Below are 22,446 nucleotides of genomic sequence, written 5' to 3' on the forward strand. Positions count from 1 at the left end.
CTACAGCTCGATGCGTACCGCCTGCGCAGCCCGCAGCGCCTTAGCCCGCGCCGCCTCGATGGATTCATCGCGGGCCAAAGCCACCCCCATGCGCCGCTGACCACTGACCTCTGGCTTGCCGAACAGGCGCAGCGCGGTATCGGCTTCGGCCAGCGCGGCCTCCAGATTGCCAAAGCGCACAGACTGCGACTCACCCTCGACCAGAATCACCGCCGACGCCGAGGGGCCAAGCTGACGAATCGCCGGAATCGGCAGACCGAGGATCGCCCGTGCATGCAGGGCGAACTCCGACAGATCCTGGGAGATCAGCGTCACCAGCCCGGTGTCATGGGGGCGCGGCGACACTTCACTGAACCACACCTGATCGCCCTTGATGAACAGCTCGACCCCGAACAGCCCACGCCCACCGAGCGCCTCGGTGACCGCGCAGGCGATGCGTTCGGATTCGGCCAAGGCCTGCGGGCTCATCGCCTGCGGCTGCCAGGATTCCTGATAGTCGCCCCGCTCCTGACGGTGGCCGACCGGTGCACAGAAGGTGGTGCCACCGCTGTGGCGCACGGTGAGCAGGGTGATCTCGTAGTCGAAGTCGATAAAGCCCTCGACGATCACCCGCCCCTTGCCGGCACGTCCACCTTCCTGAGCGTAGTCCCAGGCCTTCTGCACATCGGCGTCACTGCGCAGCAGACTCTGGCCCTTGCCGGAGGAGCTCATGATCGGCTTGACCACACAGGGGAAGCCCAGCGCAGCCACTCCCGCGGCATAGTCCTCGAAGGTATCGGCGAAGCGGTACGGCGAGGTCGGCAGGCCCAGCTCTTCGGCAGCCAGACGGCGGATGCCCTCGCGGTTCATGGTCAGCTGTGCAGCGCGGGCGGTCGGGATCACCGTGAAGCCTTCGGCTTCCAGCGCGACCAGGGTGTCGGTGGCGATCGCCTCGATTTCCGGGACGATGTAATGCGGCTGCTCCTGCTCGATCACCGCGCGCAGCGCCGCGCCGTCGAGCATGCTGATCACGTGGCTGCGGTGCGCCACCTGCATGGCCGGGGCATGGGCGTAGCGATCGACGGCAATCACCTCACAGCCCAGACGCTGCAGCTCGATAGCCACTTCCTTGCCCAGCTCACCCGAGCCGCACAGCAGTACACGGGTCGCGCTCGGCGACAGCGGGGTTCCGATCATGGTCACAAAGCATTCCTCAGAGGGGTTTCAACAATCCGCTGGCCAGGGCGCGCTCGCGGCAGCGTGCCAGCACCGCGCGGCGCTCGGCATTATCCATGCGCCCCCAGCGGGTGATTTCTGCACCGCTGCGCTGACAACCGATGCAGATGTCCTCGTCATCCAGCGCGCAGACGTGTACGCAGGGCGATGCGACAGATTGGTCTTGCGGGTTCATTCAGTCCAGCTGCTCGCTCAGTTCACGGGCATAGCGCCGCGCATTTTCGACGTAATGGGCGGCGTTGCGCTTGAGGCCCTCGATCTGCTCCTCACTGAGCAGGCGCACCACCTTGCCGGGCACGCCCATCACCAGGCTGCCGTCAGGAATTTCCTTGCCCTCGGGAATCAACGCACCGGCGCCGATCAGGCAGTTGCGGCCGATCTTCGCGCCGTTGAGCACTACCGCACCGATGCCGACCAGGCTGTGATCGCCGACGGTGCAGCCATGCAGGGTGACCTTGTGGCCGATGGTCACGCCTTTGCCAATGCTCAGCGGCCAGCCCATATCGGTGTGCAGCACGCTGCCATCCTGCACGTTGCTGCCCTCGCCAACGTGGATCAGCTCGTTGTCACCACGCAGCACGGCGCCGAACCAGACGCTGGCGTCCGCCTCCAGGCGCACCTTGCCAATCAGGCTGGCATCCGGCGCGATCCAGCTATCGGGATGGACTTCTACACGGGCATCGCCCAAGCGGTATTTCATCGGCAGGCTCCTTTCAAAGCGGGGCAGCGCGCAGTCAGCGCAGGATACGGAAATCAGCCGGCGGGTGGCGCAGGTCAATGCCGGCATCGTAGAGCACATTGACCAGCTCGACGATCATCAGCGCGGTGAGCCCCCAGATGTGAAAGCCTTCCCAGCGATAGCTCGGCACATAGTGGCTGACGCCCAGGTAGTCGATGCGGTGGGTGACCTCACGCGGGTCGGTGCGAAAGAACGCCAGCGGCACGGAGAATACTGCGGCAATCTCATCCTGATTGGCCTGCAGCGGCACCGCCTCGGGCACCAGACCGACGTAGGGCGTGACCTTGATGCCGTAACGCGAGACCTGCGGGCTGAGCGGGCCGACCACCTCGACCAGCGACGGCGCCAGTCCCACCTCCTCCTCGCTCTCGCGCAGGGCCGTGAAGGCCAGCGAGGCATCACCAGGATCCCGTCGCCCGCCCGGAAAGGCCACCTCGCCGCCGTGGGTCGAGAGGTTCATGGCCCGCTGGGTGAGGATCAGTCCGGGCTCGCAGCCGCAGGTCACCGGCATCAGCACGGCCGCCTCCGGAAAGGCCTGGGTTCTGGGCAGGGACAAGGGCTGATGGGTGCGCACGCGGTGGCGCAGGTCGTCCAGCATGGGGCGGTCTCGCGGTCAGAAAACGCTGGCGCATGATGGCACGAAAGCCATCGCCACCAAAAGGCACGCCCGCCGCACCGCGCCCCCTTTGCCGGACTCGCGCACTTGCCTAGAATGCCCGGCGCTGCAGGCCATGCGGCGCCGTTCACACCTCTGCCTTGCGCGAGCTGCCAACCATGACATCCCTCTCACTGCCGCTGGTACATCCGCTCATTCGCGGGCTGTGCCTGCTTTGCCTGTTGCTGCTCGCCTACCCCGGCCATGCCAGCACCAGCGTCTCCCTGCGCGCACCGTCTGTGGACAAGGTGCTGGTGGTCAAGTCCGAGCGCCAGTTGCACCTGCTCAGCCGTGGCGAGGTGCTGAAGAGTTACCGGGTTTCGCTGGGCAAGCAGCCAGGGCCCAAGCGCTTTGAGGGTGATCAGCGCACGCCGGAGGGGCTGTACTGGATCAACTGGCGGCAGAGCAGCGAGAAGTACCACCTGTCGATGCACATCTCCTACCCCAATGCGCGCGACAGCGCCTATGCCGCGCGGCACGGCCTGTCGCCGGGCAACATGATCATGCTGCACGGCACCCCGCTGGATGAGGAGTATCCGGAGTGGTTCTTCCATACCCTCAACTGGACCGAGGGCTGCATCGCCCTGAAGAACGATGACATGCGCGAGCTCTGGGAGCTGGTCAGCGACGGCACGCTGATTGAGATCCGCCCCTGAATCCGCCGCCGCAGCCATCCAGGCCGGGCGGCGCCTCGCGACGACTCAGAAATCCTCCAGCCGCCAGACTTCATAGGCCGGCGTCTGGTAAGGATGCACCGCCTTGAGCGCCGCCACCGCCGCATGGATCAGCGCATCGCTCACCACCATCTCTACCTTCCACTCCGGCACCTGCTCAACCTGGCCGTGGCTGCCGATGAACGGCTGGCTGCCCGGCAGCGGGCGAAACTGCCCGAGTCCCTCCACCTGCCAGCAGCACTGATCATAGTCACCGATGCGCCCGGCACCGGCAGCAAACAGGGCATCCTTGACCACCTGCAGGTGGCTGGCAGGCACGAAGAAATTCAGCTTGTACATGAAGGCACCTCGCTGCATCAGCGTTGAACGTAAAAGCCTGCCCACAAACGCCAAGGGCGCCAACGCGGCGCCCTTGAACGGGGTCAGGCCGGGCGGCAGACCGCCCGGCGAGCGCCGGATCAGCCGACCCAGACCCGCGCATTGCGGAACATGCGCATCCAGCCGGCATCTTCCTGCCACTCATCGGGGCGCCAGGAGTTCTGCACGGCGCGGAACACCCGCTCCGGGTGCGGCATCATGATGGTGACACGGCCATCGGCGCTGGTCAGACCGGTGATGCCCAGCGGCGAGCCGTTGGGGTTGGCCGGATAACGCTCGGTGACCTGCCCGTAGTTGTCGACAAAGCGCAGCGCCACCTGACCGGAGAGATCGGCCTGCTGCAGCGCCGCCTGGCTGGCAAACTCGGTGTGACCTTCACCGTGGGCAATGGCGATCGGCAGACGCGAACCGGCCATGCCAGCGAGGAAGATCGACTTCGATTCCTGCACCTCGACCATCGCCACCCGCGCCTCAAACTGCTCGGAGCGGTTACGCACAAAGCGCGGCCAGACCTCGCTGCCGGGGATCAGGTCGGTCAGGTGCGAGAGCATCTGGCAACCGTTGCACACGCCGAGCGCAAAGCTGTCACTGCGCTCGAAGAAGGCGGCGAAGTTGTCGCGGGCACGCTCATTGAACAGCACCGACTTGGCCCAGCCGCCGCCAGCGCCCAGCACGTCGCCGTAGGAGAAGCCGCCGCAGGCCACCAGGCCCTTGAAATCGGCCAGGCTGACGCGACCGGCGATGATGTCGCTCATGTGCACATCGACCACGGCAAAGCCGGCACGGTGGAAGGCCGCAGCCATCTCGGTCTGGCCATTGACGCCCTGCTCGCGCAGGATCGCCATACGCGGGCGCACCCCCGTGTTGATATAGGGCGCCGCGATGTTGTCATTGACCTCAAAGCTCAGCTGCGCAGAGAGGCCCGGATCGTTGTCATCCAGCAGGGCCGCGAACTCCTGATCGGCGCACTCGGCGTTGTCGCGCAGGCGCTGGATCCGGTGGCTGGTCTCACTCCACAGACGCTGCAGGGTGCTGCGCGGCGCCCGGTAGACGCTCTCGCCCGCCAGACTCAGGTGGATATCACCCTCGGCGACCGGCTGGCCGATCACGCTGACGCAGCCATCCAGGCCGGCGTTGGCAAAGCGCACCAGCACCTCGGCCACATCGCCCTGGCGTACCTGAATCACCGCGCCCAGCTCCTCGTTGAACAGCACCGCCGCCAGCGCCTCGCGGCTGTCGGTCAGTGCATCGAGCTGCAGATCGAGGCCGCAGTGCCCGGCAAAGGCCATTTCCAGCACGCAGGCCAGCAGGCCGCCGTCGGAGCGGTCGTGGTAGGCCAGCAGATGACCGTCGGCATTGAGCGCCTGAATGGTCTCGAAGAAGGCCTTGAGCTCGGCGGCGCTGTCGACATCCGGCACCTCGCGGCCCAGACGGCTGTAGACCTGAGCGAGGATCGAGCCGCCCATGCGGTTGCGGCCACGGCCCAGATCGACCAGCAGCAGCTCGGTGGCGCCCTTGTCCAGACGCAGCTGCGGGGTCAGGGTCTGGCGGATGTCCTGCACCGGCGCAAAGCCTGAAACCACCAGCGACAGCGGCGCGGTCACGCTCTTCTCCTCGCGACCCTCCTGCCAGCGGGTCTTCATCGACATGGAATCCTTGCCGACCGGGATGGTGATGCCCAGCTGCGGGCACAGCTCCATGCCCACCGCCTTGACGGTGTCGTACAGGCGCGCATCCTCGCCCGGATGACCAGCCGCGGCCATCCAGTTGGCGGAGAGCTTGATGTCGGAAATTTGCCCGATGCGCGCGGCGGCCAGGTTGGTGATCGCCTCACCGACCGCCAGGCGGCCGGACGCCGGGGCATCGAGCAGCGCCAGCGGGGTGCGCTCACCCATCGCCATCGCCTCGCCGGTGTACACATCAAAGGCGGTCGCGGTGACCGCGCAGTCGGCCACCGGCACCTGCCACGGGCCGACGAACTGATCGCGCGCAACCAGGCCGGTGATCGAGCGATCGCCAATAGTGATCAGGAAGCTCTTGGAGGCCACCGCCGGGTGGCACAGCACGCGCTCGACGGCCTCGCCCAGCTCGACGCCAGCGGCCGAGAAGTCATCGCCCAGCTCCGCCTCACGGGCCACCGAACGGTGCATGCGCGGCGGCTTGCCGAGCAACACCTCGAGCGGCATGTCCACCGGGTTGTTGTCGAAATGCGCGTCGTGGACGGTCAGCTGGCGCTCCTCGGTGGCCTCGCCGACCACCGCGAACGGGCAGCGCTCGCGCTCGCAGATGGCGCGGAAGGTCTCAAGATCGGCCGCATCGACGGAGAGCACATAGCGCTCCTGCGACTCGTTGCACCAGATTTCCAGCGGGCTCATGCCCGGCTCAGCGTTCGGCACATTGCGCAGCTCGAAGCGCCCGCCACGGCTGGCATCGTTGATCAGCTCCGGCAGGGCGTTGGACAGGCCGCCAGCACCGACATCGTGAATGAACTTGATCGGGTTCTGGTCGCCCATCTGCCAGCAGCGGTCGATGACCTCCTGACAGCGGCGCTCCATTTCCGGGTTCTCGCGCTGCACCGAGGCAAAATCCAGATCCGCGGAGCTGGCGCCGGTGGCCATCGACGAGGCCGCGCCGCCGCCCAGACCGATCAGCATCGCCGGGCCGCCGAGCACGATCAGCTTGCCGCCGACCGAAATCTCGCCCTTCTGCACATGCTCCTCGCGGATGTTGCCGAGGCCGCCGGCGAGCATGATCGGCTTGTGGTAGCCGCGCACCTCTTCACCGCGCGGGGTGTCGATGCTCTGCTCGAAGGTGCGGAAGTAGCCGGTCAGGTTGGGACGGCCGAACTCGTTGTTGAACGCCGCGCCGCCCAACGGGCCTTCGACCATGATGTCCAGCGCGCTGACGATGCGCTCGGGCTTGCCATAGGGCTTCTCCCACGGCTGTTCGAAGCCCGGGATCTGCAGGTTGGAGACGGTGAAGCCGACCAGACCGGCCTTGGGCTTGGAGCCGCGCCCGGTGGCGCCCTCGTCGCGGATCTCGCCGCCGGAGCCGGTGGAGGCGCCGGGGAACGGGGCGATGGCGGTCGGGTGGTTGTGGGTCTCCACCTTCATCAGGATGTGCACCGGCTCTTCATGCGCGGCGTACTCATGGCTGCCCGGCTGCGGGAAGAAGCGCCCGGCGCTGAAGCCCTCAATCACCGAGGCGTTGTCCTTGTAGGCACTCAGGACGCCTTCGCGGTGCAGCTCGTAGGTGTTCTTGATCATGCCGAACAGCGACTTGGCCTGCTCTTCGCCGTCGATGTCCCAGCTGGCGTTGAAGATCTTGTGCCGGCAGTGCTCGGAGTTGGCCTGGGCGAACATCATCAGCTCGATGTCGTGGGGGTTGCGCCCCAGGTCGGTGAAGCTCTTCACCAGGTAGTCGATCTCGTCCTCGGCCAGGGCCAGGCCCAGCTCGAGGTTGGCGGCTTCCAGGGCGGCGCGACCGCCGCCCAGCACATCGACCACGCTCAGCGGCTTGGGCTGGGCATGGCTGAACAGCGCGCCCGCCTCGTCCAGGCGCGCCAGCACCAGCTGGGTCATGCGGTCGTGCAGCAATGCGGCAACGCTGGCCAGGTCTGCCTCGGACAGCTCGCCAGCCACGTAGTAGGCAATGCCACGCTCCAGACGCTGGATCTTGTCCAGTCCGCAGTTGCGGGCGATGTCGGTGGCCTTGCTCGACCACGGCGAGATGGTGCCCAGACGCGGCACCACCAGCAGCAGACGCCCGACCGGCTCCTGAGCCGGCACGCTCGGGCCGTACTGCAGCAGGCGCGCCAGCACCTGCTCCTCGTTGCTGTCCAGGGCGCCGGACACCTCGGCGAAATGGGCAAACTCGGCATACAGGCCGGTGACGGCCGGAACCTTCAGGGTCAGTTGCTCGAGCAGTTTGCCGTGACGGAAGGCGGAAAGGGCGGGAGTGCCGCGCAGGATCAGCATTGTCGGAACAGCCTCTTGGGCAAGGAGTGCGAAAGGCCGTGATTCTAGCGCAAAGCACCGCGCCCCGGCACCCGCAGGCGCGGCCGGCGCCCTCACCCGCCGTGCGGGCGACCCGCCCAAGCCCGCGCAGCGGTATGGCCGGGCAGCCGCTTTGCGTATACTCGCCGCCATGTTCACCCTTGCCATCCCCCGAATGCGCCGCTGCGCCTGGCTGCTGACCACCACGCTGGTTCTGCTGCTCGGCGCCTGCGGCAAGGCCCCGACAGCGCTCGAGCGCGTGCAGGAAGAGGGCGTATTGCGGATCGTCACCCGCAACAGTCCCTCCACCTATTATCAGGACCGCAACGGCCCAACTGGCTTTGAATACGAGCTGGCTGAGCGCTTTGCGCAGTCGCTAGGCGTGACACTGGAAGTGGAAAGCGCCGACAGCCTCGAGACCCTGTTCAACCGCCTGAACAGCGCGAACGGCCCACACCTAGCCGCTGCTGGCCTGTTTCTTCCGGGCAGCACACACCCGCAGGCACGCTTCAGTACCCCGTATCTGGAGGTGACCCTGCAGGTGGTCTATCGCAGCAACCGCCCGCGACCGACCCAACGGCAGCAGCTGGTCGGGCAGCGCATCATGGTGATGAAAGGCAGTCATCACGCACGGATCCTCGCCAAACTGCAGCGTGAACTACCGGCACTGACCTATGAGGAATCCGATGAACTGGAAGTCGCCGACCTGCTGCGCATGGTCGATGAAGGCCAGATCGACCTGACCCTGGTCGGCAGCAACGAGCTGGCCATGAACCGTTTTGCACTGCCCAACATCCGCGTGGCTTTCGATCTGGACGGCGAGCAGCAGCTGGCCTGGGCGCTGCCCAAGGGCACCGACAGCAGCCTACTGCAGGCGGTCAACGCCTTCCTGAGCAAGGCCCGCGAGGATCAGCTGCTGACCGAGCTCAAGGAGCGCTATTACGGGCAGGCGGATGTGCTGGGTTATGTCGGCACCACCACCTTCGCCCGTCACCTGCAGCAGCGCATGCCCCGCTACGAGGCACATTTTCGGCAGGCCGGCGGGCAGCACCAGATCGACTGGCGCCTGCTGGCAGCCATCGGCTATCAGGAATCCATGTGGGAGCCGGAGGCGACCTCAAAGACCGGCGTGCGCGGCCTGATGATGCTGACCCAACGCACCGCCCGGGCGATGGGCGTGAGCAACCGCCTCGACCCGCAGCAGAGCATTCGCGGCGGCGCGCGCTACTTTGCCGAGGTGCATGCCGGACTGCCCGATTCAATCCGCGAGCCGGATCGCACCTGGTTCGCCCTCGCCGCCTACAACATCGGCGGCGGCCACCTGCAGGATGCCCGCAAACTGACCCGCGAAGCCGGCCTCAACCCCAACAAGTGGCGCGATGTGAAGAAGATCCTGCCGCGCCTGTCGCAGAAGCAGTGGTACACCAAGACCCGCTACGGCTATGCGCGCGGCGGCGAGCCGGTGCATTTTGTCAACAACATCCGCCGCTATTACGACATCCTCTCCTGGGTCACCCAGCCGCCGCTGGAAGGCGGCCAGGTGGCAGAGCGCGGCCTGCATCGCCCGGGCATCGACAAACGCAGCGAGCGCAGCCCATCCTTGTGACGGGGCGCTCTGCGCAGTGCGCCCACACGGCACACCTCATGCACCGCCCGCCGAATCCTCCGCCCCCTGCGGCAGCGGTGCCTCAGCGGCGTCCACAGACAGTGATACTTCTGTGGATGGGGCGGGCACCTTGCGCCGCCGGGCGCGGAAAAATTCACTGAGCAGCGTCCCACAGGCCTCCCCCAGCACCCCACCCTCGACCGGCAGGCGGTGATTGAGAAAGGGCTGCTCGAAGAAGCGCCCACGACTCTCCGCCACCCCGGCCTTGGGTTCGCGCGCACCGTACACCACCCGGCCAATACGGGCATGCACGATCAGCCCCGCACACATGCTGCACGGCTCCAGAGTCACGTACAGGGTGCTGTCCAGCAGCCGGTAATTGCCCAGCCGCTGAGCGGCATCGCGGATCGCCACCATCTCGGCATGGGCGCTGGGATCATGGGTGGAAATCGGGCAATTGAAGCCGCGCCCAACGATCTGCCCCCCGATCACCAGCACCGCACCGACCGGCACCTCCCCTTGCGCTGCGCCCTCGGCGGCCAGCGCCAGTGCCTCGCGCATGAAGTGCTCGTCCTGGCTTCGATCGATGATCTGGAATGTATTCATGGCCGCAGATTGTCTGTTACAGAAGGCGGGCAGTGTGGCGCATCGGCGCGCGCCGTCAAGCCGCCGGCCAGAGCGCAGCAGCGCGCTGCAGCAGACGCTCGCGCAGTTCGGCCGGCAGCAGCGCCAGCCCCTCAAGCAGCAGCGCGTGCAGCGCCTCGTGCAGTATTTGGCGCTCTTTGGCATCCAGCGCCTGCCAGCACGCCTGCACTTCCCGGCGCACACCCTGCCACTGGAGCGCCAGAGCGCGATCCAGGCGGCACAGGGCGCCATACCACTGCTGGTCAAGCAATGCGCAGTAATCCGGCTGAGCTTGCAGCGCCTGCCCAAGGTTGACCAGCCCCTGCGCCAGCAGGCGCGGCAGTCGACCCTCGGCGACCGAGAGATCCTGACGCAGCGCGCGCTGGCCGCGGGTCAGGTAGCGTCGCCCGCGCTGCAGCAAGGCCGGATGACGCCGCAGCTCGTCCCGCAGCCAGGCCAGCGAACAGCCCTCTGCCTGAGCACGGGCCAGTACCTCGCTCAGCTGCCCGGCCAGCTGCTTGCCACGCGCCAGCGCCGCCAGGCACAGCGGATGGGCGGGGGTGTCCGCCACCTCCTGGCACAGCGCCGCCAGCTGCAGCAGCCAGGCGTCCAGCGCAACTGGCGACAGTCGCGACTCAAGCCACTGCCCGCGCGCCTCCAGCGCACAGAGCGCCTCCACCAGCGCGGCACGCGGGGCGCGGGCGCGCAGGCCTGCAGCCAGCTGGCGCAGGGTCGCCTCGACCCAGGCGGCAGGCAGATCCAGCCGCTGCAACCGCGCCCAGCCGCGCGCCAGCAGCACGGCCAGATCCTGTGACGCCAGCTGGGGCCAGAGACGGTGCCACAGCCAGCGGCGCAGCACCCGCAGCTCGCTCAGGCGCAGCAACACGGCCAGCGCGCGGCAGCTGCTGCCGGCCAGCGCACGGGCGACGGCCGGTTCAGCCAGCCAGTGGGCCAGCAACAGGACAAGGGCAGGGGGCGCTTGGCGACTCATGGTCGGCAGCGACACCGGGCATCACGGGCGAAAGCGGCTGACGGCATCCAGCAATTCCGGCAGACGGCACAGAGGCAGCCGAAGCTGCCTCTGTTCATCGCTCAACGCCCAGCGCCGATCACTCCCACTCGATGGTCGCCGGCGGCTTGCTCGACACGTCGTAAGTGACGCGGGAGATGCCGGCGATTTCGTTGATGATGCGGTTGGAGACCTTCTCCAGCAGCTCATAGGGCAGGTGTGCCCAGCGCGCGGTCATGAAGTCGATGGTTTCCACCGCACGCAGCGCCACGACCCAGGCGTAGCGGCGGCCATCACCGACCACGCCGACCGACTTGACCGGCTGGAACACCACGAAGGCCTGGCTGGTCTTGTGGTACCAGTCGAAGTTGCGCAGCTCCTCGATGAAGATGTGGTCAGCCTGACGCAGCAGGTCGGCGTACTCCTTCTTCACCTCGCCGAGGATCCGCACGCCAAGGCCCGGACCCGGGAACGGGTGGCGATAGACCATGTCGTAGGGCAGGCCCAGCTCGAGGCCGATCTTGCGCACCTCATCCTTGAACAGCTCACGCAGCGGCTCGACCAGCTGGAACTTCATGTCCTCCGGCAGGCCACCGACGTTGTGGTGCGACTTGATCACGTGGGCCTTGCCAGTCTTGGCGCCGGCCGACTCGATCACGTCCGGGTAGATGGTGCCCTGGGCGAGAAAGTCGATGCCATCGAGCTTCTTGGCCTCGGCATCAAACACCTCGATGAAGGTGCGGCCGATGATCTTGCGCTTCTCTTCCGGATCGCTGACGCCTTCTAGGCGGCCAAGGAACAGCGCCTCGGCATCGGCGCGGATCACCTTGACGCCCATGTTCTCGGCAAACATCGCCATCACCGCATCGCCTTCGTTCAGGCGCAGCAGGCCGTTGTCGACGAACACGCAGGTCAGCTGCTCACCGATCGCGCGATGCAGCAGCGCCGCGACCACCGAGGAATCCACGCCGCCGGAAAGACCCAGCAGCACCTTGCGATCACCGACCTGCTGGCGCACGGTGGCGATGGCGTCCTCGACGATATTGGCCGCCGTCCACAGCGCCTCGCAGCCACAGATCTCCAGCAGGAAGCGCGACAGGATGCGCCCGCCCTGCTTGGTGTGGGTCACTTCCGGGTGGAACTGCACGCCGTAGTAGCCGCACGCATCATCGGCGATAGCGGCAATCGGGCAGCTGGGGGTGCTGGCGATGATGTGGAAGCCGGGCGCCAGCTGGGTGACCTTGTCGCCATGGCTCATCCAGACATCGAGGCTCAGCATGCCATCGGCATCCATGTGGTCTTCGATGCCATCCAGCAGGCGGCTCTTGCCGACGATATCGACGCGGGCGTAGCCAAACTCGCGCAGCTCCGAGCCCTCGACCTTGCCACCGAGCTGCTCGGACATGGTCTGCATGCCGTAGCAGATGCCCAGCACCGGCACGCCCAGCTCGAACACCGCCTGCGGGGCGCGCGGGCTGTTCGCCTCATGCACCGACTCAGGACCACCGGCGAGGATGATGCCGCGCGGTGCGAAGCTGCGGATCGCCGCATCGTCCATGTCGAACGGGTGGATCTCGCAGTACACACCGATCTCGCGCACGCGGCGGGCGATCAGCTGGGTGTACTGGGAACCGAAATCGAGGATCAGGATCCGGTGAGCGTGAATGTCGTGGTGGGCCATGGCCGTCTCTCGTAGCGGAATGCACAAACGACACGGGGCTGAAAAAGCAGCCCCGTATCGCTCTGGCGGAAGTCTGGAATCAACCGACGCGGTAGTTCGGTGCTTCCTTGGTGATCTGAACATCGTGCACATGGGATTCGGCCATGCCGGCCCCGGTGATGCGCACGAACTGCGGACGGGTGCGCATCTCCTCGATGGTCGCACAGCCGGTGTAGCCCATGGAGGCGCGCAGGCCGCCCATCAGCTGGTGGACGATCGCAGCCAGCGCGCCCTTGTAGGGTACGCGGCCTTCGATGCCTTCGGGCACCAGCTTCTCGGCACCGGCCGAGGAGTCCTGGAAGTAGCGATCCGAGGAGCCCTGCGACTGCGCCATGGCGCCCAGCGAGCCCATGCCGCGGTAGGACTTGTAGGAGCGGCCCTGGAATAGCTCGACCTCGCCCGGCGCTTCTTCAGTGCCGGCGAACATCGAGCCCATCATCACCGCGTTGGCGCCAGCGACGATGGCCTTGGACAGATCACCAGAGAAGCGGATGCCGCCATCAGCGATCATCGGCACGCCATGCTCGCGCAGCGCGGTGGCGACGTTGGCAATCGCGCTGATCTGCGGCACGCCGACACCAGCAACGATGCGCGTGGTGCAGATCGAACCCGGGCCGATACCGACCTTGACCGCATCGGCGCCCGCCTCGACCAGCGCCAGGGCAGCCTCGGCGGTGGCGATGTTGCCACCGATCACCTGCAGCTGCGGGAAGTTCTCCTTGACCCAGCGCACGCGATCGATCACGCCCTTGGAGTGGCCGTGGGCGGTATCGACCACCACCACATCCGCGCCGGCAGCGGCCAACGCTGCCACGCGATCCGGCGTATCAGCACCGGTACCCACTGCCGCACCGACGCGCAGGCGACCCTGCTCGTCCTTGGAGGCCAGCGGATAGCTCTTGGTCTTCTCGATATCGCGGAAGGTCACCAGACCGCGCAGCTGGAAGTCCTTGTCGACCACCAGCATCTTCTCGATGCGGTGCTCGTAGAGCTTGGCCTTGATCTCTTCAAGGCCGGTACCTTCCTGCACGGTGACCAGCTTGTCCCTGGGGGTCATGATCGCGGCGACGGTATCGCCAGCGCCCGGCTTCACCCGCAGGTCACGACCGGTGACGATGCCGACCAGGCCCTGCTCGCTGACCACCGGGAAGCCGGAGAAGCCGAGCTCAAAGGCCTTGCGCAGCAGATCGATGATCTTGGTGTCCGGGGTCACGGTGACCGGATCGCGGACGATGGCGGTCTCGTAGCGCTTGACCTTGCGCACCTCGGCAGCCTGCTGCTCGATGGTCATGTTCTTGTGGATGATGCCGATGCCGCCTTCCTGGGCCATGGCAATCGCCAGGCGCGATTCGGTGACGGTGTCCATGGCGGCCGACACCAGCGGAATGTTCAGCTCGATGCCACGGGTCAGGCGGGTCTTGAGGGAAACATCCTTGGGCAGAACCTCGGAGTAACCGGGGATCAGAAGAACGTCGTCGAAGGTCAGAGCTTCTTGGCTGATGCGCAGCATGCGGGGGCTCCCGGACGGGAAAAATGGAAGCGCGGCATTATACCCATCGCACCGCCCGCACTCAACGCGCCCCGCACGCCGCGCTCAGGGCTCGACCCGCACCAGACGCACGGCAAAGCCCAGCTGCTCGGCAAAGGTCGCCAGAAAATCCTCGTGCAAGCCCGCCTCGGCCCAGCCGTTGAAGATGAAGCCGAGGTTGGAGAAGCCGCAGGGCTGCAGGAACAGAAAGCCGTTGATGTCGTCCTCAAAGCCGCATTCGGGACAGATGAAATTGTCGGTCTGCCCCGGCCACCACTCCTCCAGGCTCTCAAACAGCGGCTCGCCAATCTCGCGGCGACACTGCGGGCAGCCGGCTTCCTCGAGAAAATCGCGGGTCGGGGTGTAGATACAGCGCCGGGTGATGATCTCAAGGCCATTGACCGGCTGACCGAAGGGCAGCCGCTCCGGATGCACGGCCACCCGCCGCGCCCCGGAGGCAATCGCCCAGCCCATGCGGTTGCCCGTCTGCCCGCAGGTGCTCGGCAGCGCCTCGACAATGCCACGGCGGATCAGGCTATTGAGCAAGCGCTGCGCGCGGGTTTCGTGGGCGGGCACGGTGGAAATCTGCGGAACGAGGATCAGCTGTTCGGTCATGGCGACACGCGGCGGGGTCAGGGCCGGGCAGCTTAGGCGCTGGCGCGGACAAAGCAAGCCCCAGTAGCCCCGGTGGCGATGCGCAGGCGCCGAGCATGGAGATCACGGCCTGCTCGGCTTATCATGCCGGCCATGTACAGCGATCCCTTCCAGCGGCTCGGCCTTGATCGCGAGGTCCTGACCGTCAGCCAGCTCAACCAGCGCGCCCGCCAGCTGCTCGAAGATGTCTTCCCGCAGGTCTGGGTCGAGGGCGAGATCTCCAACCTGGCGCGTCCCTCCTCCGGGCACCTCTACTTCACCCTCAAGGATGCCGGTGCCCAGGTGCGCTGCGCACTGTTTCGCGGCAATGCCGCGCGGGTGCGTCAGGCGCTGCGCGACGGGCTGGCGGTACGCGCCCGTGGCCGGGTATCGCTCTATGAGGGGCGCGGCGACTACCAGCTGATCGTCGATACGCTGGAGCCGGCCGGTGATGGCGCCCTGCGTCTGGCCTTCGAGGCGCTGCGCGAGCAGCTGGCCGCCGAGGGGCTGTTTGCCGAGGAGCGCAAGCGCACCCTGCCCGCGCACCCGCGGCGCGTTGGCATCATCAGCTCGCCGAGCGGCGCGGTGATCCGTGACATCGTCAGCGTGTTTGCCCGCCGCGCGCCTCATATCGAGCTGACCCTGATCCCCAGCGCCGTACAGGGCCACGAGGCCACGGCTCAACTGGTCCGCGCCCTGGCGCTGGCCGATGCCCAGGGTTTTGATGCACTGGTCCTCGCCCGTGGCGGTGGCTCGCTGGAGGATCTCTGGTGCTTCAACGAAGAAGTGCTGGCGCGCGCCATCGCGGCCTGCAGCACCCCGATCGTCAGCGCGGTCGGTCATGAAACCGATGTGACCATCGCCGATTTTGTCGCCGATGTACGCGCCCCCACCCCCTCCGCTGCCGCCGAGCTGCTGGCGCCCGATACGCAGGCGCTGCGCCAGCGCCTGGCCGATCTGCAGGCCCGCCTGCAGCGCCGCCTGCGCCAGCAGCTCAGCCAGTATCAACAGCAGCTCGATGCCCTGACCCGGCGACTGCGCCACCCCGGTGAGCGGCTGCACCAGCAGGCACAGCGCCTCGACGAGCTGGAATTGCGCCTGCAACGCGCCCTGCTGAGCCACCAGCAGCGCCGCCAGCAGAGCCTGGACAGCCTGAGCGCGCGCCTGCACGCCCAGCATCCAGCCCGCGCGCTGCCCCAGGCTCATCAGCGCCTGCACGCGCTGGCCGCGCGACTGCCCCGCGCCATGCAGGCGCTCCTGCGCCAGCGCCAGCAGCAGCTGCAGGCCAGCGCCCAGACCCTGCAGGCGGTCAGCCCGCTGGCCACTCTGGCGCGCGGCTACAGCATCCTGCTGGATGCCGATGGCCGGGCGATCCGCCAGAGCAGCGACACCCAGCCCGGCCAGCAACTGACCGCCCGTTTGCAACACGGCACGCTGACTATCCGGGTGGAAAAGGCCGAGCCATCCGCCTGACACCCGGCGCTCGCGCACCCCTTCCCCCATGAATCAGGAGAGCCCATGCCCGAGGAACTGAGCATCGCCCTGCACTGGCTGCAGGGTCAGCCTGAACTGTTTGCCATTCTCTGTTTGAGCCTGCTGGCCTTTGTCGCCTGGCTGGTCAACTGGCTGGTCAAGCACCTGCTGGTGCGAGGCATCCACCGGGCGCTGGGTTTTACTGCGCTGGGGCGCGATGTGGTTTCGGGGGATCAGAGCGTGATCCGCCGCCTTTCCAACATGACGCCCGCGCTGGTCATCTCCAACGGCATCGGGCTAATCCCGCACCTGCCCGCGCCGCTGGTCAGCGTGGTGCATAACGTGTGCAGCGCCTTTGTGGTCCTGACCCTGGCGCTGGCCATCAGCGGCACCCTGACGCTGGCCAACCGGCTGTACCAGCGCCGCCCGGATGCCCACCTGAAGCCGATCAAGGGCTATATCCAGGTGGTGAAGATCGGTGTGTTTGCCATCGCCACCATCCTGATCATCGCCACCCTGATCGATCGCTCACCGCTGATCCTGCTGTCCGGCCTTGGGGCGATGGCGGCGGTGCTGATGCTGATCTTCCAGGACACCCTGCTGTCGCTGGTGGCCAGCGTGCAGATCTCTTCCGGGGATATCGTGCGGGTCGGCGACTGGGTGGAGATGCCGACGCTGAGCGCCGATGGCGATGTGATCGACATCGCCCTGCACACCGTCAAGGTGCAGAACTGGGACAAGACCATCACCACCATCCCCACGCGCCGCTTTATCACCGACGCCTTCAAGAACTGGCGCGGCATGCAGGAGTCGGGCGGGCGGCGCATCAAGCGCAGCCTGTATCTGGATCAGAACAGCGTGCATTTTCTCGATGCCCGGGAAATCGAGCATCTGAGCGGTTTCGCCCTGCTCAGCGACTATGTCGCCAGCAAGCAGGACGAGCTGGATACCTGGAACCGCCGCCTGCGCGAACAGGGCGCGGCCGCGCTGAACCAGCGCCGGGTCACCAACCTCGGCACCTTCCGCATCTATGTGGAAAGCTACCTGCGCCACAACCCGCGCATCCGTCAGGACATGACCCTGCTGGTGCGCCAGCTCGGCCCGACCGCCGATGGCCTGCCGCTGGAGCTGTACTGCTTCACCGCGACCACCGCCTGGGCGGAGTACGAGGCGATCCAGGCGGACATCTTCGACCACCTGCTGGCGATTCTGCCGGAGTTCGGTCTGCGGGTGTTCCAGCATCCCAGTGGGCAGGATCTGCAGCGCCTGCAGCCGATGCATCCTGCGGCACAGCACAACAACACCCTGTCCGGCGCCTGAATGCAGGCCTGACACAACGGCTATAGGCACCGGGCCTAGGTACATACCGGGCCCGGTGCCACGGACTCAGAAGTCCAGGCTCATCCCGGCATAGAAGGAACGCCCCATGCCTGGCACCGCCGTGCCCCAAGGCAGACCTTGCAGCTGCATGGTGCTGCCCTGGGCGGTATAGGCGCCGCCGGTGGGCAGGAAGTACAGCTTGTCGGCAAGGTTCTCGACCCCGAAATCGACCCGCAACTGATCCCAGCGGTGACTGAGGCGCAGGTTGAACAGGGTGTAGCCCGGGGTTTCGATTTCGTTACGGATATCCGAGCCGTCATTCTTGGCCTGCACACTGACCATCTCCAGACGATTGCTCCAGCCTTGCCACTGCTGGGTCAGGCTGACGGTCGCGTTGAGGGGCATGATGTTGTACAACTCATCATCGGTGTCACGGTTCTTGCCGTTGCTGTAGTTGACCAGCGCCTCCAGCCCCCACTGCCCCAGCGCGCTGCGCAGCAGCGGCATGCGCCCGGCAATATCCACCCCATAGATACGCGCTGACTGGTTGGCGTATTGCAGGACGTTGAAGGTATTGGGCTGCCACGGCCGGTCAGGACGGCTGACCGCATCGATGTAGTTGTCGATGTGGGTGTAGAACGGCGTGATCTTCAGCTCATGGCGTCGATCGGCACTGTGCCAGTCGAAGGCGCTCGACAGGGTGTAAGCGGTTTCTGGCTTGAGCCCGACATCACCGACGTAGCCGTTGCCGTCCCCGGCAAAGTTGTTCATGCCCGCAGCCATCGGCCAGCTCGACCAGGTGTAGCGCTCGTACAGATTGGGCGAGCGCACCTTACGGGCCAGGCCAAATTCGATGTCCAGGGTTTCATCGTGGCTGTAGCGTGCCAAAGCCGTGGCATCCCAGTTGTGATCGACGCGCCGGTGCTCGCGGGCATTGAAGGCCGCCGCTTCGCTGGCCTGGCGAGCGCCCATGTGCTTGGCATCATCCAGCGGATTCGTGCTGTAGCCGCGCGCCGGCCCCGCGTCACTGGAGACCCGCTCGTAGCGCAGCCCTACCAGGGTCAGCCACGCGGGCGTGATGGCCCGCTCCCACTCGGCAAACACGGCCAGGCGGTCACGCTCACCGTCATTGATGTTCTCAAAGGTCCCTGGCCACATGCCGCCACCGGAAGCCGGCCAGTAGTCATCCAGCCGGTAACGCTGATATTCGCTGCCCAGACGCAACTGATCGCGACGGCTCAGATCGATGCTGGCCTTGACACTCGCGCCCAGGGTGGTGCTTTCGCTGAGCATCGGCATGCCCGCCGCGCAGGTGGCACCAATCGGACCGCAGGGTTTTCCGTCGATCGAGCCCGGGATCATCGACTGCGGGCCGTACCAGAAGCGCTTGTCCGGGCCGAAGTCCATCTCATGCTCGACCGACTCGCGATACACACGGGTTTCCAGGCTGCCCCAGGCCTGCTGGCTCAAATAGCGCAGGTTGATCCGCTCCTGGGTGTTGTCGGTCAGGTCCATGCGCTGATTGGGGAACAGCTCCTCCGGCACTTCCTGACGTCCCAGCGACAGTTCCAGCAGGTCCTCACCGAAGCGATGGGCCATGCTCAGCTGATGATTGCGGCTCTCAAAGGCGCTCGAAGCCACCTCATCCAGCGCGGCGCGCTCGCCCAGGCGACCGGTGGCCTGGGATACCTTGAAATCGCCCCCGGCCGTGTAGTTGTTGGCCTTGCTGTAGCTGCCGCTGTAACGAATGTTGAAGGCGTCGCTGGCATGCGTCAGGGACAGGTTGCCGCGGCGCGCATCATTGTTGCTCTGCCATGAAGCCCCCACCGTGCCCTTGTTCAGGGTCTGACCGGCTTCGGCAAACTCCGGCTCGCGGCTGTCGGCGATGATGGTGCCGCCGATGCTGTCACCACCAACACTCACCGGGGTGATGCCGGCAAACACCTTCAGCTCACCGAGCGCACTGGGCTCGACGTAGGAGAGCGGCGGGTTCATATGGTTGGGGCAGGAGGCGATCAAGTCCATGCCATCAACCTTGATGCGCAGGCGATCATCGGCCAGACCGCGGATCGAGGGCAGGCTGGAGATCCCGCCGGCGCCATTGAGGTTCACGCCGGGGACACCGCGCAGCAGCTCAGCGGTATCGGCACGGTTAGCGCTGGCCGCACGCTCGCCCAGCTCGACGCGCTGACTGGCCGGCCAGTCACGGGCTACGGCCCGCACTTCACGGGAAGGTGCAGCCGGGTTGCCACGCTTGATCACCAGCGGCGCGGTCTCTTCGGATTCGGCCAAGATCGCCTCCGGGGAGGCTGCTGCAGCCTGCAACGGCAGGGCCAGCGCCCCCAGCAGCGCCGCATGGGCCGGCCACCAGCGGCGCTGGAACGGATGGAGGGCAAACAGGGAAGACGGGCGCGCGGCGCCGCGGATCGAACGGATAACGGACATGACAAAATTTCCACACAAGAACGCTGCACAGCATCCCCCGCAGGCGCAGCCGCGGGGCGATGGTTTCGGATAATTCAGGCGTGGAAGGTTGGCGGGCCGCGTGGCCGGCGGGCCGCCGGTGGCGCCTGCGGCAGGCTCTGGCGTGCGGGCAGGTAGTGGTGCGGGTTGGCCGTCGGCTCCGGCAGCCACAACTGCAAGGCAGGCAGCAGCGCGGGGCTCGCGCTCAGCAAGGTGCAGTAACCACACTGCGCCAGGCATTGCACCCACTCGGGCGGTCCCGACTCTGCCGAAAGCGCCTCATCGCTGCAATGCAGGGCTTGCAGATCGATGACATCAGCCAGAGCGGCGCCGTCCAAGGCGCGCAGCTGCGAGTAGAGCGGCCCGGCAAAAGCCATCAGCACCGCGAACAGGCCAAGCCAGGCCGCCAGATGCGTGCGTGCATGACGTATCACCCGAAAGCCCTCCTGTGCGCGGGGTGGAGCGGCGACGAACCGCGTTGCGGTGGCGATCATCGCATGGGCGCTGCCGTCACCCGGTGCGACACGCCGCCGCAGCCAAAATAGCTGCGCAAAATATGCCGAAAATTAGCCTGATTAGCGCAATAAAAAATGAATTAACGTTTGCCATAAAGTCAGAAATCTCATTTTTTTTACAATGCTTGCCATATCTTGCCGGCACTTCTAGGGTAAGTGCCATCGGACCGCTGTTGTGTCCCGCCTCTTCAGGAATCTGCCATGCCCATGCTCAAAGACCCTTCGACCAAATACCGTCCGTTCCCGCAGATCAACATCCCCGACCGCACCTGGCCGAATCAGGTGATCGACAAGGCACCGATCTGGCTGTCTTCTGATTTGCGTGACGGCAACCAGTCGCTGATCGAGCCGATGGACGCCGAGAAGAAGCTGCGCATGTTCAAGGCGCTGGTCGCAGTTGGCGTCAAGGAAATCGAAGTGGGCTTTCCGTCCGCCTCGCAGACCGACTTCGACTTCGTGCGTGAGCTGATCGAAGGCGGCCACATTCCCGATGACACCACCATCCAGGTGCTGACCCAGGCCCGTGAGGATCTGATCACCCGCACCTTCGAGTCGCTCAAGGGCGCGAAGAAGGCCATCGTTCACTACTACAACGCCACCGCGCCGAGCTTCCGCCGCATCGTCTTCAACCAGGACCAGGCCGGCGTGATCCAGATCGCTGTCAACGCCGGGCAGATCATCAAGCGTCTGGCCGCCGAGAATCCGGACACCGACTGGCGCTTCCAGTACTCGCCGGAGATCTTCAGCTCCACCGAGCCGGAGTTCGCTGTCGAGGTGTGCAACCAGGTGATCGAGGTGTTCCAGCCGACGCCGGAGCGCAAGCTGATCCTCAACCTGCCGGCCACCGTCGAGGCAGCCACGCCGAACGTCTACGCCGACCAGATCGAGTGGTTCTGCCGGCACATCAACCAGCGCGACAGCGTGCTGGTCAGCCTGCACACCCACAACGATCGTGGCACCGGCGTGGCCGCGACTGAGCTTGGCCTGATGGCCGGCGCGGATCGCGTCGAAGGCTGCCTGTTCGGCAACGGCGAGCGCACCGGCAACGTCGACCTCGTTACCGTGGCGCTGAACATGTACACCCAGGGCGTTGATCCTAAGCTCGATTTCTCCGACATCGACGGCGTGCGCAAGGTGGTCGAGGAGTGCAACCAGCTGCCGGTGCACCCGCGTCATCCGTATGTCGGCGATCTGGTGCACACCGCCTTCTCCGGCTCGCACCAGGACGCGATCCGCAAGGGCTTTGCCCAACAGGACCCGAATGGCATCTGGGAAGTACCCTATCTGCCGATCGACCCGGCGGACATCGGTCGCAGCTACGAGGCGGTGATCCGCGTCAACAGCCAGTCCGGCAAGGGCGGCATCACCTTCCTGCTCGAGCAGGAATACGGCATCAGCCTGCCGCGGCGCATGCAGATTGAGTTCAGCCAGGTGGTGCAGCGTGAGACCGACCGCCACGGTCTGGAAATGAGTGCCCGGCAGATCCACGACCTGCTGGTCGAGGAGTACCTGAGTGGCCCGGCGGCCTATGTGCTGAAGAGCCATCGCCTGCAGGAAGAGAACGGCGTCACCCAGGTCGAGGTGCAGATCGAGCACAACGGTAGCGCGCAAACCCTCGCCGGGACTGGTAACGGCCCGCTGGAAGCGCTGGTCGCCGCCCTGCCCGAGCAACTGGAAATCATGGATTACAGCGAGCACGCCATCGGCGCCGGTACCGACGCCAAGGCCGCGGCCTATATCGAACTGCGTGTGAACGGTGGCCGCCCGCTGCATGGGGTCGGCATCGACGGCAACCTGACCACGGCGAGCTTCCGCGCCCTGTTCAGCGCGCTGAACCGCGCTCTGCACGCCTGATCGCCGCCTCCCGCACCCCGGGAGATGCGCCACGCCTCGGCCCAC

General features: G+C 66.2%; 17 protein-coding genes and 1 pseudogene. 5 read left to right on the top strand and 13 right to left on the bottom strand.

Annotated elements, in window-relative coordinates; genetic code table 11:
• Genes purT through MXC11_RS07010 form a run of 4 tightly spaced genes read right to left on the bottom strand, consistent with a single transcriptional unit; the run spans nt 1 to nt 2,552 of the window.
• Nucleotides 1-1,182, bottom strand: a complete 1,182-nt coding sequence (gene purT / locus MXC11_RS06995) for a formate-dependent phosphoribosylglycinamide formyltransferase (RefSeq protein WP_250006984.1) — start codon at nt 1,180-1,182, stop codon at nt 1-3.
• 10 nt (nt 1,183-1,192) lie between these two features.
• Nucleotides 1,193-1,390 carry a DUF1289 domain-containing protein gene (locus MXC11_RS07000; protein ID WP_250006986.1) on the bottom strand — a complete coding sequence of 66 codons (198 nt, stop codon included), beginning with the start codon at nt 1,388-1,390 and terminating at the stop codon, nt 1,193-1,195.
• On the bottom strand, nt 1,391-1,915 hold the full coding sequence (locus MXC11_RS07005) for a gamma carbonic anhydrase family protein (RefSeq protein WP_250006988.1): 525 nt from the start codon (nt 1,913-1,915) through the stop codon (nt 1,391-1,393).
• A 34-nt stretch (nt 1,916-1,949) separates the two neighbouring features.
• Nucleotides 1,950-2,552, bottom strand: coding sequence for a CoA pyrophosphatase (locus tag MXC11_RS07010; RefSeq protein ID WP_250006990.1), 603 nt, complete (start codon nt 2,550-2,552; stop codon nt 1,950-1,952).
• A gap of 176 nt (nt 2,553-2,728) precedes the next feature.
• Between MXC11_RS07010 and MXC11_RS07015 the strand changes: the two genes are divergently transcribed.
• Nucleotides 2,729-3,265: a L,D-transpeptidase family protein gene (locus MXC11_RS07015; RefSeq protein WP_284060429.1), complete on the top strand. Its 537-nt coding sequence runs from the start codon at nt 2,729-2,731 to the stop codon at nt 3,263-3,265.
• Between the two features lie 45 nt (nt 3,266-3,310).
• Here the strand turns inward: MXC11_RS07015 and MXC11_RS07020 are convergent, their stop codons facing one another.
• Nucleotides 3,311-3,622 carry a YqfO family protein gene (locus MXC11_RS07020; RefSeq protein WP_250006992.1) on the bottom strand — a complete coding sequence of 104 codons (312 nt, stop codon included), beginning with the start codon at nt 3,620-3,622 and terminating at the stop codon, nt 3,311-3,313.
• 119 nt (nt 3,623-3,741) lie between these two features.
• Nucleotides 3,742-7,638 (bottom strand): phosphoribosylformylglycinamidine synthase, encoded by a 3,897-nt coding sequence (purL, locus tag MXC11_RS07025; RefSeq protein ID WP_250006994.1) that lies wholly within the window; start codon nt 7,636-7,638, stop codon nt 3,742-3,744.
• 169 nt (nt 7,639-7,807) lie between these two features.
• Here purL and mltF point away from each other — a divergent pair, with 169 nt between their 5' ends.
• Nucleotides 7,808-9,262: a membrane-bound lytic murein transglycosylase MltF gene (mltF, locus tag MXC11_RS07030; RefSeq protein ID WP_250006996.1), complete on the top strand. Its 1,455-nt coding sequence runs from the start codon at nt 7,808-7,810 to the stop codon at nt 9,260-9,262.
• A 129-nt stretch (nt 9,263-9,391) separates the two neighbouring features.
• On the opposite strand, the pseudogene tadA reads toward mltF, so the two are convergent.
• From tadA to MXC11_RS07055, 5 genes and pseudogenes are all read right to left on the bottom strand, one after another.
• A pseudogene (gene tadA, locus MXC11_RS07035) lies at nt 9,392-9,868 on the bottom strand (tRNA adenosine(34) deaminase TadA); the annotation flags it as partial.
• 55 nt (nt 9,869-9,923) lie between these two features.
• Nucleotides 9,924-10,877 (bottom strand): DUF445 domain-containing protein, encoded by a 954-nt coding sequence (locus MXC11_RS07040; protein ID WP_250006998.1) that lies wholly within the window; start codon nt 10,875-10,877, stop codon nt 9,924-9,926.
• 118 nt (nt 10,878-10,995) lie between these two features.
• Complete coding sequence (gene guaA / locus MXC11_RS07045; RefSeq protein WP_250007000.1) at nt 10,996-12,576, bottom strand: glutamine-hydrolyzing GMP synthase; 1,581 nt, start codon at nt 12,574-12,576, stop codon at nt 10,996-10,998.
• Between the two features lie 79 nt (nt 12,577-12,655).
• On the bottom strand, nt 12,656-14,125 hold the full coding sequence (guaB, locus tag MXC11_RS07050; RefSeq protein WP_250007009.1) for an IMP dehydrogenase: 1,470 nt from the start codon (nt 14,123-14,125) through the stop codon (nt 12,656-12,658).
• A gap of 84 nt (nt 14,126-14,209) precedes the next feature.
• On the bottom strand, nt 14,210-14,758 hold the full coding sequence (locus MXC11_RS07055; RefSeq protein WP_250007010.1) for a sugar ABC transporter ATPase: 549 nt from the start codon (nt 14,756-14,758) through the stop codon (nt 14,210-14,212).
• 132 nt (nt 14,759-14,890) lie between these two features.
• Here MXC11_RS07055 and xseA point away from each other — a divergent pair, with 132 nt between their 5' ends.
• A complete protein-coding gene (gene xseA, locus MXC11_RS07060) occupies nt 14,891-16,249 on the top strand; it encodes an exodeoxyribonuclease VII large subunit (protein WP_250007012.1) in 1,359 nt (452 codons plus the stop codon).
• A 45-nt stretch (nt 16,250-16,294) separates the two neighbouring features.
• Nucleotides 16,295-17,569, top strand: a complete 1,275-nt coding sequence (locus MXC11_RS07065; RefSeq protein WP_250007014.1) for a mechanosensitive ion channel family protein — start codon at nt 16,295-16,297, stop codon at nt 17,567-17,569.
• A gap of 66 nt (nt 17,570-17,635) precedes the next feature.
• On the opposite strand, the gene MXC11_RS07070 is transcribed toward MXC11_RS07065, so the two are convergent.
• Both MXC11_RS07070 and MXC11_RS07075 read right to left on the bottom strand, forming a co-directional pair.
• Entirely contained in the window at nt 17,636-20,014 is a 2,379-nt protein-coding gene (locus MXC11_RS07070; protein ID WP_250007016.1) for a TonB-dependent receptor plug domain-containing protein, read from the bottom strand.
• A gap of 74 nt (nt 20,015-20,088) precedes the next feature.
• Nucleotides 20,089-20,466: a DUF2946 domain-containing protein gene (locus tag MXC11_RS07075; protein ID WP_250007018.1), complete on the bottom strand. Its 378-nt coding sequence runs from the start codon at nt 20,464-20,466 to the stop codon at nt 20,089-20,091.
• Nucleotides 20,467-20,748: 282 nt separating this feature from the next.
• Between MXC11_RS07075 and leuA the strand changes: the two genes are divergently transcribed.
• The gene (gene leuA / locus MXC11_RS07080; RefSeq protein WP_250007020.1) at nt 20,749-22,401 is read left to right on the top strand and encodes a 2-isopropylmalate synthase; all 1,653 of its coding nucleotides are present in this window, start codon (nt 20,749-20,751) and stop codon (nt 22,399-22,401) included.
• Nucleotides 22,402-22,446: the final 45 nt, after the last annotated feature.

This window comes from Pseudomonas eutrophicaquae (genome assembly GCF_023544715.1).
Lineage (GTDB): Bacteria > Pseudomonadota > Gammaproteobacteria > Pseudomonadales > Pseudomonadaceae > Geopseudomonas.

Excerpts from the sequence above, each read along its gene's own strand:
- MXC11_RS07005 (WP_250006988.1), bottom strand. The coding sequence starts at position 1,915 with ATGAAATACCGCTTGGGCGATGCCCGTGTAGAAGTCCATCCCGATAGC.
- MXC11_RS07055 (WP_250007010.1), bottom strand. The coding sequence starts at position 14,758 with ATGACCGAACAGCTGATCCTCGTTCCGCAGATTTCCACCGTGCCCGCC.
- guaB (WP_250007009.1), bottom strand. The coding sequence starts at position 14,125 with ATGCTGCGCATCAGCCAAGAAGCTCTGACCTTCGACGACGTTCTTCTG.
- MXC11_RS07015 (WP_284060429.1), top strand. The coding sequence starts at position 2,729 with ATGACATCCCTCTCACTGCCGCTGGTACATCCGCTCATTCGCGGGCTG.
- guaA (WP_250007000.1), bottom strand. The coding sequence starts at position 12,576 with ATGGCCCACCACGACATTCACGCTCACCGGATCCTGATCCTCGATTTC.
- MXC11_RS07010 (WP_250006990.1), bottom strand. The coding sequence starts at position 2,552 with ATGCTGGACGACCTGCGCCACCGCGTGCGCACCCATCAGCCCTTGTCC.
- xseA (WP_250007012.1), top strand. The coding sequence starts at position 14,891 with ATGTACAGCGATCCCTTCCAGCGGCTCGGCCTTGATCGCGAGGTCCTG.
- MXC11_RS07000 (WP_250006986.1), bottom strand. The coding sequence starts at position 1,390 with ATGAACCCGCAAGACCAATCTGTCGCATCGCCCTGCGTACACGTCTGC.
- MXC11_RS07065 (WP_250007014.1), top strand. The coding sequence starts at position 16,295 with ATGCCCGAGGAACTGAGCATCGCCCTGCACTGGCTGCAGGGTCAGCCT.
- MXC11_RS07070 (WP_250007016.1), bottom strand. The coding sequence starts at position 20,014 with ATGTCCGTTATCCGTTCGATCCGCGGCGCCGCGCGCCCGTCTTCCCTG.
- leuA (WP_250007020.1), top strand. The coding sequence starts at position 20,749 with ATGCCCATGCTCAAAGACCCTTCGACCAAATACCGTCCGTTCCCGCAG.
- mltF (WP_250006996.1), top strand. The coding sequence starts at position 7,808 with ATGTTCACCCTTGCCATCCCCCGAATGCGCCGCTGCGCCTGGCTGCTG.
- MXC11_RS07040 (WP_250006998.1), bottom strand. The coding sequence starts at position 10,877 with ATGAGTCGCCAAGCGCCCCCTGCCCTTGTCCTGTTGCTGGCCCACTGG.
- purL (WP_250006994.1), bottom strand. The coding sequence starts at position 7,638 with ATGCTGATCCTGCGCGGCACTCCCGCCCTTTCCGCCTTCCGTCACGGC.
- MXC11_RS07020 (WP_250006992.1), bottom strand. The coding sequence starts at position 3,622 with ATGTACAAGCTGAATTTCTTCGTGCCTGCCAGCCACCTGCAGGTGGTC.